At 69.4% G+C, this 10,861-nt stretch carries 11 protein-coding genes and 2 tRNA genes; 4 read left to right on the forward strand and 9 right to left on the reverse strand.

Annotated elements, in window-relative coordinates:
* Nucleotides 1-26: 26 nt before the first annotated feature.
* Together tig and SSP08S_RS00335 are read right to left on the reverse strand one after the other, a co-directional pair.
* On the reverse strand, nucleotides 27-1,409 hold the full coding sequence (gene tig, locus SSP08S_RS00330) for a trigger factor (RefSeq protein ID WP_019065575.1): 1,383 nt from the start codon (nucleotides 1,407-1,409) through the stop codon (nucleotides 27-29).
* A gap of 194 nt (nucleotides 1,410-1,603) precedes the next feature.
* Nucleotides 1,604-1,680: transfer RNA gene (locus SSP08S_RS00335), tRNA-Pro, on the reverse strand.
* 153 nt (nucleotides 1,681-1,833) lie between these two features.
* Between SSP08S_RS00335 and SSP08S_RS00340 the strand changes: the two genes are divergently transcribed.
* Nucleotides 1,834-1,907 (forward strand) — tRNA-Gly (locus SSP08S_RS00340).
* A gap of 76 nt (nucleotides 1,908-1,983) precedes the next feature.
* Here SSP08S_RS00340 and SSP08S_RS00345 read toward each other — a convergent pair.
* The gene (locus tag SSP08S_RS00345) at nucleotides 1,984-2,223 is read right to left on the reverse strand and encodes a hypothetical protein (protein ID WP_019065576.1); all 240 of its coding nucleotides are present in this window, start codon (nucleotides 2,221-2,223) and stop codon (nucleotides 1,984-1,986) included.
* 201 nt (nucleotides 2,224-2,424) lie between these two features.
* Nucleotides 2,425-2,619 carry a hypothetical protein gene (locus SSP08S_RS00355; protein WP_026178055.1) on the reverse strand — a complete coding sequence of 65 codons (195 nt, stop codon included), beginning with the start codon at nucleotides 2,617-2,619 and terminating at the stop codon, nucleotides 2,425-2,427.
* A gap of 305 nt (nucleotides 2,620-2,924) precedes the next feature.
* Here SSP08S_RS00355 and SSP08S_RS00360 point away from each other — a divergent pair, with 305 nt between their 5' ends.
* Nucleotides 2,925-4,055 carry an acyltransferase family protein gene (locus SSP08S_RS00360; protein WP_019065578.1) on the forward strand — a complete coding sequence of 377 codons (1,131 nt, stop codon included), beginning with the start codon at nucleotides 2,925-2,927 and terminating at the stop codon, nucleotides 4,053-4,055.
* Here SSP08S_RS00360 and SSP08S_RS00365 read toward each other — a convergent pair.
* Together SSP08S_RS00365 and SSP08S_RS00370 are read right to left on the reverse strand one after the other, a co-directional pair.
* Complete coding sequence (locus tag SSP08S_RS00365; RefSeq protein ID WP_019065579.1) at nucleotides 4,052-4,507, reverse strand: HD domain-containing protein; 456 nt, start codon at nucleotides 4,505-4,507, stop codon at nucleotides 4,052-4,054. The two genes, SSP08S_RS00360 and SSP08S_RS00365, sit on opposite strands and share 4 nt — an antisense overlap.
* Nucleotides 4,504-5,703, reverse strand: a complete 1,200-nt coding sequence (locus SSP08S_RS00370; RefSeq protein ID WP_043259192.1) for a PP2C family protein-serine/threonine phosphatase — start codon at nucleotides 5,701-5,703, stop codon at nucleotides 4,504-4,506. The genes SSP08S_RS00365 and SSP08S_RS00370 overlap by 4 nt, the downstream gene beginning before the upstream one ends.
* A 162-nt stretch (nucleotides 5,704-5,865) precedes the next feature.
* Between SSP08S_RS00370 and SSP08S_RS00375 the strand changes: the two genes are divergently transcribed.
* Nucleotides 5,866-7,125 carry a GNAT family N-acetyltransferase gene (locus tag SSP08S_RS00375; RefSeq protein ID WP_019065581.1) on the forward strand — a complete coding sequence of 420 codons (1,260 nt, stop codon included), beginning with the start codon at nucleotides 5,866-5,868 and terminating at the stop codon, nucleotides 7,123-7,125.
* 7 nt (nucleotides 7,126-7,132) lie between these two features.
* Here SSP08S_RS00375 and SSP08S_RS00380 read toward each other — a convergent pair whose 3' ends face one another.
* Nucleotides 7,133-7,948 carry an Fpg/Nei family DNA glycosylase gene (locus SSP08S_RS00380; RefSeq protein WP_026178057.1) on the reverse strand — a complete coding sequence of 272 codons (816 nt, stop codon included), beginning with the start codon at nucleotides 7,946-7,948 and terminating at the stop codon, nucleotides 7,133-7,135.
* 67 nt (nucleotides 7,949-8,015) lie between these two features.
* Nucleotides 8,016-8,501, reverse strand: coding sequence for a ribose-5-phosphate isomerase (locus SSP08S_RS00385; RefSeq protein WP_019065583.1), 486 nt, complete (start codon nucleotides 8,499-8,501; stop codon nucleotides 8,016-8,018).
* A gap of 194 nt (nucleotides 8,502-8,695) precedes the next feature.
* Between SSP08S_RS00385 and SSP08S_RS00390 the strand changes: the two genes are divergently transcribed.
* Entirely contained in the window at nucleotides 8,696-10,126 is a 1,431-nt protein-coding gene (locus tag SSP08S_RS00390) for an amino acid permease (RefSeq protein ID WP_019065584.1), read from the forward strand.
* A gap of 6 nt (nucleotides 10,127-10,132) precedes the next feature.
* Here the strand turns inward: SSP08S_RS00390 and SSP08S_RS00395 are convergent.
* Nucleotides 10,133-10,861: serine/threonine kinase C-terminal domain-containing protein (locus SSP08S_RS00395; RefSeq protein WP_019065585.1), on the reverse strand; the 729-nt coding region annotated here is incomplete at its 5' end.

Genomic DNA, 10,861 nt, shown 5'->3' on the forward strand with positions numbered 1-10,861 from the left:
CCCCTGTGTGCCTCTGCGTGCCGTGCTTACGCCTCGGCGGGCTCCTCGGCGGCGGCCTCGACGGTCTCGACCGTCTCGATGGCTGCCTCCGTCTCGTCCTCGTCGTCGAGGTCGACGATCTCGCCGTTGGTGTCCTTCACGGTGGCGGCCTCGACCACGACGGCCAGGGCCTTGCCGCGGGCGACCTCGCCGACGAGGAGCGGGACCTGGCCGCCCTCGACGACGGCCTGGGCGAACTGGTCGGGGGACATGCCGGAGGAGGCGGCGCGACGCATGAGGTGCTCGGTGAGCTCCTCCTGGTTGACGTTCAGCTTCTCCTTGTTGACGAGCTCGTCGAGGACGAACTGCGTCTTGATGCCCTTGACCGCGGCTTCCTTGGTCTCGGCGTCGAACTCCTCGGCCGTCTTGCCCTGGATCTCGAGGTACTTCTCGAGGTCGAGGCCCATCTGGCCGAGCTGGTGGTGCTCCAGGTTGTGCTTGCGGGTGTTGATCTCGTCCTCGAGCAGCTTCTCGGGGACGGGCACCTCGACGAGCTCGAGGAGCTTGTCCAGGACGCGCTCCTGGGCCTGCGTGGCCTGGTCGTACTGCTTCATGTTCTCGAGGCGCTTGCGGCTGTCGGCGCGCAGCTCCTCCAGGGTGTCGAACTCGGAGGCGAGCTGGGCGAACTCGTCGTCCAGCGCGGGGAGTTCGCGCGCGGCGACCTGGCTCACCCTGACGGTGACCTGGGCCTCCTGGCCGGCCGCGGAGCCGCCCTTGAGCTCGGAGGCGAAGGTGGCCTCGCCACCGGCCTCCAGGCCCGTGACGGCCTCGTCGATGCCGTCGAGGAGCTCGCCGGAACCGATGGTGTACGAGACGCCCTCGGCGACGCCGTCCTCGAGGACCTCGCCGTCGACCTTGGCCTCCAGGTCGAGGGTGACGACGTCACCGTCGGCGGCGGCGCGCTCGACCGGGGAGGTCGAGGCGAAGCGCTCGCGGAGCTGCTCGACGGACTTGTCGATGTCCTCTTCGCTGACCTCTACGGCGTCGACCTCGACCTCGATGCCCGAGTAGTCCGGGATCTCGATGGCCGGGCGGATGTCGACCTCGGCGGTGAAGTTCAGCGTCTCGCCGTCCTTCAGCTCCGTGATGTCGACCTCGGGCTGGCCGAGCGGGTTGAGCTCCGCCTCGTTGACCGCCTCGGTGTAGAACTTCGGGAGCGCGTCGTTGACCGCCTCCTCCAGCACCGCACCGCGGCCGAACCGCTGGTCGATGACGCGCGCCGGGATCTTGCCCTTCCGGAAGCCCTTCACCGTGACCTGCTGGTTGATCTTCTTGTACGCCGCGTCGAGGCTGTCCTTGAGCTCCTCGAAGGGCACCTCGATGCTGAGCCGAACCCGGGTCGGGTTCAGGGTCTCCACGGCGCTCTTCACGGTTCGGTCTCCTTGGGGGCTGACTTCTTGGGTTGCGGACCCAGACAGGTCCGGCGGTTTCTGGTCGCCCGGAGGACTTCAGAGTGTGAGAGACACACGGGCGCGCAGCTTGCATAGTAGCCGCAGCGGCTGGACGCCCCAAAAGGCGATCGCGCGAGGTACTGGTGTGGTACCGGTCCCGGAGGTCCGGCAGGTGGTCGGGGTGGCGGGATTTGAACCCACGGCCTTCCGCTCCCAAAGCGGACGCGCTACCAAGCTGCGCCACACCCCGTCTGGTGCGACACGTAGGGTACATGGCCGCAGGCAGTGGAGCCGCCGCATTTCACGAGCGCCGGGGGTGCGGGGAATGGGGTGTGCGCCGAAGGTGCCCGACCCGCTACGATGCTCTCTGTGCCGCGGTCGTCTGACCTGCGGCGCGTCATGTGCGGGCGTAGCTCAATGGTAGAGCACTAGTCTTCCAAACTAGCTACGCGGGTTCGATTCCCGTCGCCCGCTCCAGGCAGCTCAGGGCCAGGTCGGAGGGTCGTTCCTCCGCCTGGCCCCGACTCGTTTCCGGGGGGGGCGGGAAGACGCCTCACGTACGGGAGTCACGGTCCCGCAGGGCGCTGATGCTGCCGCCGGCGTCGCTGAAGTGCTGGTACCCGTGAGCCTGTCGGCGCGCGTCACGGAATTCCCTCGTGGCCGCCGCCTCGATGCGCCCCGCGTCCGGACCGGTGGCCTGCCGACGCCGATCCCGGCGCACCAGTACGACCAGAGCGGTCGCCACAACGGATACGAGCGCCAACGCAGTCATGGCCAGGTAGACCATCGTCACCCCGTGATCACCTCGGACCGCTCGTCACGGTCCGCGTCCCGGCGCCGACCGCCGAAGACCGTCCAGGCGACCGTACTCACTCAGCCGTCGCGGCGGCTCGGGTGCTCCCCGGCAGCAACGGCTCGGTGAACTCTGCCGTTCTCCGGCAACTTCACGATGCCCGGTCGGAGGATGCCGACTCCTTGGTGAATCGTCCCGCCGTCAGAAGCTGATGGAGTTGATCGTCTCCGCTATCGAGTTCAGGAACCGGTTGATGGACGGTGCCATGCCGGTCGAGGCGAGGAAGAAGCCGAAGAGGATGGCGACTATGGCTGGGCCGGCCTTGATCGATCCCCCTCGGATCAACACCACCAGGATGATCGCCAACAGCAGCACCACAGACAGTGAAATGGCCACAACTGATCACACCCTCGGTCGGTCCGCTCTCCCGGCCCGGGGACGCCACCGCGCGCACCCCCGCCAGAACCATCGTGCCACCAACCCGGCCCACCTATGCGGCGGGTGACGCATCGTTGGTCGCAAAGGTTCGGAAGAGAAACGTTCGCAGCCCGTTCGATTTATTGGCAGCAGCACACGAACAGGCGTTCCCGGCATGGCTGTTTGCGCCTTTTGTTCGGGATGAATCATGACATCTCAGAAACTTTTCGGACGCGCGTCCGATGGTTTCACCGATTCCCACAGGCAACGCTAGGGTGCCTCAGATGTTCCACGCTCCCACGCCCTCCGGCCAGAACGAACAGAGCAAAAAGAACGAACAGAACGAACTGACCAAACCGCGCGACGCGTTCTTCGACAACGCGAAGTACCTGGCGATCCTGCTGGTCGCCGTCGGACACTCCTGGGAACCCCTCAAGGGCGGCGACAGAGTGCTCCAGGGCCTGTACATGGTCGTGTACAGCTTCCACATGCCGGCCTTCATCATCATCTCCGGCTACTTCTCCCGGAGTTTCGACCTCCGCCCCGACCGCCTGAAGCGGCTCATCACCGGTGTCGCCGTGCCGTACGTCGTCTTCGAGATCGCCTACTCGCTCTTCAGCCGGTACGCCAACGACGACCCGCACCAGAGGATCACCCTCCTCGACCCGCTGTATCTCACCTGGTTCCTCTGCGCGTTGTTCATCTGGCGGCTGACCACCCCGATCTGGAAACTGGTCCGCCACCCGCTGCCGTTCGCGCTCGGCATCGCCATGCTCGCCTCCTGCACCCCGGACATGACCGACGACTTCGACCTGCAGCGGCTGGCGCAGTTCCTGCCGTACTTCGTGCTCGGTCTGGTCCTGAGGCCCGAGCACTTCCAGTGGGTGCGCCGGCGCGCGGTGCGGCTCCTGTCCGTGCCGGTGTTCGTCAGCGCGCTGGCCGTCGGCTACTGGGCGGTGCCGCGGATGAACGCCGGCTGGTTCTACCACCACGACTCCGCGCAGGAGTTCGGCGCGCCCTGGTGGGCGGGGCCGGTGATGATGCTCCTGATGTTCGCCTGCTCGCTGCTGCTGACGGCCGGCTTCTACTCCTGGGTGCCGGGCCGCAGGACGTGGTTCACGGCGCTCGGCGCGGGCACGCTCTACGGCTATCTGCTGCACGGCTTCCTGATCAAGGGCGCCGGTTACGCGGGCCTGTTCCACCACACCTGGCTGCACCGGCCCTACGGCGTGCTCCTCGTGAGCGCCCTCGCGGTCACCGCCGTCACCCTGCTGTGCACCCCGCCCGTACGACGGGTGTTCCGCTTCGCGGTCGAGCCGCGCATGGAGTGGGCGTTCCGGCGCGACGCGGCCGAACTGGCCCGCGATCGCACGCAGTTGGCGCAGCCTGTCGTACGCGAGAAGGTCAACGCCTAGTCGGAGACGGCGAGTCCGAGAAGTGCGCGCATCCGTGCGTACTTCTCGGTCAGTCGTGCGCGGGTCGCCTCGTCGAGGACGGCGAGGCGGGCCGGGTCCGCGTTGTGCGCCAGGTCCGCTTCCTTGACGAGCAGCGCGCCGGGGGTCGCGAGCACGCGCCCGGCGTACGCCTGCGGGGTCTCCCCCGCCCGCTTGGTGAGCGCCAGCACGATGTCCTTCGTACGACGGGTCAGCGCGGCCTCGTCCAGCCATCGCTCGGTGAGCGCGTCGTCCTCCACGGAGTCGTGCAGCCAGGCCGCCGCGATCTGTTCGGCGTCCCCGCCCCGCACCCGCACACCCTCCGCCACGGCCCTCAGGTGCTCGGCGTAGGGCCGGCCCGCCTTGTCGGTCTGGCCCTCGTGCGCGGCGCGGGCGAGGGCCTCGACCTCGGCCACCGTCAGGAGCGAGGTCACCGGGCCGGCCCCTGTGCCGACGCGGAGGCCGACGCCGTAGGGCCCTCGCGGCAGACCAGGAGCAGGGCGCGGTCGTCGTTGACGTCCTTGGCGACCGCCTCGATGAGGTGCCAGGCGGCGCCGTGGAAGCCGCCGGCGACATAGCGGTCGGCCTCGCCGGTGAGGCGGTCGATGCCCTCGACGATGTCCCGGTCGGAGGTCTCGACCAGGCCGTCCGTGAAGAGCATCAGCACGTCTCCGGGGCGTAGCGAGCCCTTCACGGGGTCGAACTGAGCGCCGTCGTAGACCCCCAGCAGGGGCCCTTCCGCCGCCTTCTCCTCCCAGCGGCCGCTGCCCGCGCTGAGCTGGAGGCCCGGCGGGTGTCCCGCGGAGAAGAGTTCGTAGTCGCCGGAGTCGAGGTCCAGGACGAGGTGGATCGAGGTGGCGAAGCCCTCGTCCCAGTCCTGGCGGAGGAGGTAGCCGTTGGCGGCGGGCAGGAAGGCGTGCGGGGGCAGGGAGCCGAGCAGGCCGCCGAAGGCGCCGGACAGGAGCAGGGCGCGCGAACCCGCGTCCATGCCCTTGCCGGAGACGTCGGTGAGGACGACCTCCATGGTCCGACCACCGTTCGTACGGGCCGCGACGACGAAGTCCCCCGAGAAGGACTGGCCGCCCGCCGGGCGCAGTGCCATCTCCCGGTGCCAGCCCTGCGGCAGTTGCGGGAGCTTGCTCTGCACCCGGATGCGTTCGCGCAGGTCGAAGAGCATGGTGCCGCCGCGCCGCCAGGGCACGCCGACGCGGCTGCGGAACTGGGCGATCAGCAGCCCGAAGAAGCCGCACGCGGCCACCACGAGCACCACGCCCGGGGTCACGCGTGCCGGGCCCTCGGTGTACGGGCCGAGCTTCACCGACTCGACGATCAGACCGGTGGCCGCCGCCGCGTACAGGCCGAGCAGGCTCGCGGGGCGCAGCAGCAGGCCGCCCGCGACGATCGGCAGGACCAGCGCGGCCGGTGAGAACCACACCGCGTTGGCGAGGGTCATGGCCGCGATCACCGGGATCGTGATCAGCAGTCCGGCCAGCGCGACCCAGTCCGAGCCGTCCCCGCGGAAGTAGTCGACGGCACTTCTGCGCAGGCCGGTGCGGACCCGGTGAACCAGCTTCCTCAACCGGGCCATGAACGTGTCGGCCTCCGCGCGCCGCTCTCGTCCTGCTGCCATTAGTTCGGGACCCTATCCATCCGACCAGCCGCTTGGCACGGGAGGTCCCACTTGTCCCCCCTGCGAGGTTCAACTTCACAGTGAACTTCACCAAAGGCCCCTGTGCGGCCGCCCGGCGGAAATTCCCTGGCTCGTCCCGCAATGCGCTGATAGGCATGGTCCATGGGGACTGACGCGAGAAACACGCCCGCCGACCGGACCGAGCTGCGGGTGCTGCGGCGGGACGAGTGGAACACCTGGTACGACACCCTGATCACCGCGTTCGGCGGGACTCCGGAGTCGCCCGAGGAGCGTGAGCTGTGGGACGGGCTCACCGAGGTCGACCGCTCCCTCGGCATCTGGGACGGCGACGCGTGCGTGGGAACGGCGGGCGCGTTCAGCTTCCGGGTCACCGTGCCCGGCGGCGCCTCCGTGCCGGCCGCGGGCATCACGATGGTCAGCGTGGCCGCCACCCACCGGCGCCGCGGCCTCCTGACGTCCATGATGCGGCGGCAGTTGGACGACGTACGGTCCTGGGGCGAGCCGCTCGCCGTACTGACGGCCTCCGAGCCCGCGATCTACGGCCGGTTCGGGTACGGCATCGCCACGCTGCGCGGGAGCGCCGAGATCGACACCGCCCGGGTGCGGCTGACGGTACCGCCGGGCACGGACGACGTACGGCTGCGCTACGCCTCACCCGGCGCCGTGCGCGAGGAGTGCGAGGCGGTGTACGCGCGGCAGGTGGCCGGGCGGCCGGGGATGCTGGCGCGGCGGCCCGGGTGGGAGAACCTGCCGCTGCTGGACCCGGAGAGCGAGCGGGCGGGCGCGTCACCGCTGCAGTGCGTGGTCGCCGAGCGCGAGGGTGAAGTCGTCGGCTACGCGCGGTACTTCGTCAAACCCGAGTGGGACGGCGCCGGGCCGAAGGGCGAGGTGCGGCTGCGTGATCTGGAGGCGCTGGACCCTGCGTCGTACGCGGCGCTGTGGCGGTTCCTCTTCGGCATCGACCTGACGTCGAAGCTGTCGCTGCGCAGCCGTCCCGTCGACGACTCCTGGCAGCATCTCGTCTCCGACCTCCGACGTTGCGGGCTGCGGCAGCAGGACTCGCTGCATGTACGGCTGGTGGACCTGGGGGCCGCGCTGGAGGCGCGCACGTATCAGACGCCGGTGGACGTCGTGTTCGAGGTCGAGGACGTCTTCTGCCCCTGGAACGAGGGGCGTTGGCGGCTCACCGGCGACGCGAAGGGCGCGTCCTGCAAGCGGACCGAGGAGCCGGCCGATCTCGCCCTGTCCGTGCGGGAGTTGGGGTCCGCGTATCTCGGCGGGTTCTCCCTCGCGTCGCTCGCGGGCGCGGGGCGGGTGCGGGAGCTGCGGGCGGGCGCGCTGGCGGAGGCGTCACTGGCCTTCGGGTCGGCGGTCGCGCCGTGGCTGCCGCACGGGTTCTAGAACCGGCTTACGCCCGCTGGCAGTTGGGGCACCAGAAGAGGTTGCGGGCGGCGAGGTCGGCGGTGCGGATCTCGCTGCCGCAGATGTGGCAGGGCTGGTTGGCGCGGCGGTAGACGTAGACCTCGCCGCCGTGGTCGTCCACGCGCGGCGGGCGGCCCATCGCCTCGGGGGTGTGTTCGGGGCGGACGGTGTCGATGCGGTTGTTGCGGACGCCCTCGCGCATCAGGTCGACCAGGTCGGCCCAGATCGCGTCCCACTCGGCGGGGGTGATGTCCCGGCCCGCGCGGTACGGGTCGATGCCGTGCCGGAAGAGGACCTCGGCGCGGTAGACGTTGCCGACCCCGGCGATGACCTTCTGGTCCATGAGCAGGGCCGCGACGGTCGTACGGCTGCGGGCGACACGTCGGTACGCCGTGCTCGGGTCGGTGTCGGCCGGCGGGCGCAGGGGGTCGGGGCCGAGGCGGTCGTGTATCGCCCGCTTCTCGGTGTCCGTGATCAGGGCGCAGGTGGTCGGGCCGCGGAGATCGACGTACGACGAGTCGTTCGCGAGGCGCAGGCGGACGGTGTCCGTGGGCGGGGGCGCGGGGGCGTCGCCGAAGTTGACCTTGCCGAAGAGGCCCAGGTGGATGTGGATCCAGTCGTCGTCCCGGAAACCCAGGAAGAGATGCTTGCCGTGGGCTTCGGTGCGGGTGAGTTCCGAGCCGTTCAGCAGCGCGGCGGCGTCACTGAACTTGCCCTGGGGACTGGTGACTTGCACGGGGCCGCCGCCGAAACGACCGCCGTAGTCCAGCGCAAGCCGATGAATAGTGTGCCCCTCTGGCACTACCGCGATTCCTTTCCCACCCGCCCACCCGTCTCGGTCACTTGACGGGTGGGCCTCGAAAAGCCTTCTACTGCTGCGGGTGGTGCGCCGGGATCTCCGGCAGCTCCCCCGTCGCCTCGTACGCCGTCAGCATGTCGATGCGGCGCTGGTGCCGCGGGTCCTCGGAGAACGGCGTGGACACGAACGTCTCGACGAACTTCGTCGCCTCGTCCCGCGAGTGCATCCGCGCGCCGACCGCGACGACGTTCGCGTTGTTGTGCTGCCGGCCGAGCGACGCGGTCTCCTCGCTCCAGGCGAGGGCCGCACGGACGCCCTTGACCTTGTTCGCCGCGATCTGCTCGCCGTTGCCGGAGCCGCCGATCACGATGCCGAGGGCCTCGGGGTCGGCGGCCGTGCGCTCGGCGGCGCGGAGGCAGAAGGGCGGGTAGTCGTCCTGTGCGTCGAAGATGTGCGGCCCGCAGTCGACGGGCTCATGACCCGCCTTCTTCAGCCACTCGACGAGGTGGTTCTTGAGTTCGAAGCCCGCATGGTCGGAGCCGAGATACACGCGCATGGGTCGAGTGTGACATGCCTGTTTCGGGGCAGCAGCGCGGGGGGCTGGTCCAGAAAGCGGGCAGCAACAATACAGCCACCCGAAGGAACCTCAAGAAAACCTCAAGTAACGATCAGGAATCAAAGGTTCACTAATCTCTTTGCCTCCGATTCACTGGACCGTCTTGTTCAACGGCGCAAAGGAATTTTCCCCCCATGACTGCCCCCAAGACTGATGGTTCCGGCCTCCAGGCAGGTCTCAAGAACCGGCATCTGTCGATGATCGCGATCGGTGGCGTCATCGGCGCCGGTCTGTTCGTCGGGTCCAGCTCCGGCATCGCGACCGCGGGCCCCGGCATCCTGCTCTCCTACGCGCTCGTCGGCACGCTCGTGGTGCTGGTGATGCGCATGCTCGGTGAAATGTCGGCCGCGAACCCCACGTCCGGCTCGTTCTCCGCGCACGCCGACCGGGCGCTCGGCCGCTGGGCCGGCTTCTCGATCGGCTGGCTGTACTGGTTCTTCTGGGTCGTCGTGCTCGCCGTCGAGGCGACCGCCGGCGCCAAGATCCTCGAAGGGTGGATCCCCGCCGTACCGCAGTGGGGCTGGGCCCTGATCGTGATGGTGGTGCTGACCGCCACGAACCTCGTATCGGTCGGCTCCTACGGCGAGTTCGAGTTCTGGTTCGCCGGGATCAAGGTCGTGGCGATCGGCGCGTTCATCGTCGTCGGCGCGCTGGCGGTCTTCGGCGTGCTGCCCGGCGCCCACACCGACAAGGCCGGCCTCGGCAACCTCACCGACCACGGCGGCTTCCTGCCGAACGGCCCCGGCGCGATCCTGACCGGCGTCCTGCTGGTCGTCTTCTCCTTCATGGGCAGCGAGATCGCCACCCTGGCCGCCGGCGAGTCCGAGGACCCGCAGCGCGCGGTCACCAAGTCGACCAACAGCATCATCTGGCGCATCGGCGTCTTCTACCTCGGCTCGATCCTCGTCGTCGTCTGTCTGCTCCCCTGGAACGACCCGTCGATCAAGGAGCAGGGCTCGTACGTCGCCGCCCTCGACTCCCTCGGTATCGCGCACGCCGGCCAGATCATGAACTTCATCGTGCTGACCTCGGTGCTGTCCTGCCTCAACTCCGGCCTCTACACGGCCTCCCGCATGGCCTTCTCGCTCGGCGGCCGCGGCGACGCCCCGGCCGCGTTCGCCCGGACGACCTCCCGCGGCGTACCGATGGCGGCGATCGTCGCGTCGGTCGTCTTCGGCTTCGTGGCGGTGTTCTTCAACTACGCCTTCCCGGACACCGTGTTCCTCTTCCTGGTCAACTCCTCCGGCGCGGTTGCGCTGTTCGTCTGGCTGGTGATCTGCGCGTCCCAGCTCCGCATGCGCCGGATCATCGAGCGCGAGTCGCCGGAGAAGCTCGTCGTACGGATGTGGCTGTACCCGTATCTGACCTGGGCAACGATCGCCCTGATCGTGTTCGTCCTCGGCTACATGCTCACCGACACCAAGGGCGAGAGCAGCGGCCGTACGACCGTCCTGCTGTCGCTGCTGGTCGCGCTGGCCGTGGTGGCGGTCTCGGTGATCAAGGAGCGGGTGCGGGGCGGGCAGGCCGTCGCGGTCGCCGACACGGACAAGGTGTCTGTGGGATGAGGGAGTTCACAGCACGACGAAGCTGTTCTTGACCCTGTCGTAGGTCTTCTGGGCCCGGGTCTCCACGTCCGGCCGGTACCAAGTGTTGATCTGGTACGACTTCCCGTCCGCGTCGAAGCCGAGCAGCCGGGCGTGCCAGGGGGTGCCCTTGAGAGTGAACGTGTACTCCCAGACCACGGCTGGGTAGCCGCGGAACGTCGTGCTGACGAGCCGGATCTTCCGGTAGTCCTGCCCCTGGTGGGCGTTCCGTTCCGAGGCCTCCCACGTCCGCATCAGATCGCCGCGGGCGAGGGAGGACTTGCCCACGAGTTCCTGGCTGCCGTCCGGGGACGTGTAGTGGACCTCGGCCCCCGTCTTCAGATCCCGCCGCCACCCGGCGGGCGTCGCCCACGCGAACCCGCCCGCCTCCTGGTGCGTTCCCGGGGGCAGGCTCGGGGGGCGGGAGGTGCCCTCGACCGTGGGAGAGGGGGACGGGGACGGGGTGGCGGAAGCTGACGGGTCGGTCGGAGTCGACGAGGCGCCGGCCGACCCCGTCGACCCCGTCGATGCCTTCGGCGCCGGGCCCGTTGCCGTGTCGTCGGACGAGCCGTTCCCGTGCACGAGGATCGCCGCGACCACCGCGCCCGCTACGGCTACGGCCGCGGCGGCGATCAGTCCGGTACGGCGGTGGGGGCGGGAGCGGGTGGTGAACGGCTGCGCGGGGCCGGGCAGCCGGGCGGGGTGGGGGCCGAGGTC

It is taken from the genome of Streptomyces hokutonensis (assembly GCF_000376565.1).
GTDB lineage: Bacteria > Actinomycetota > Actinomycetes > Streptomycetales > Streptomycetaceae > Streptomyces > Streptomyces hokutonensis.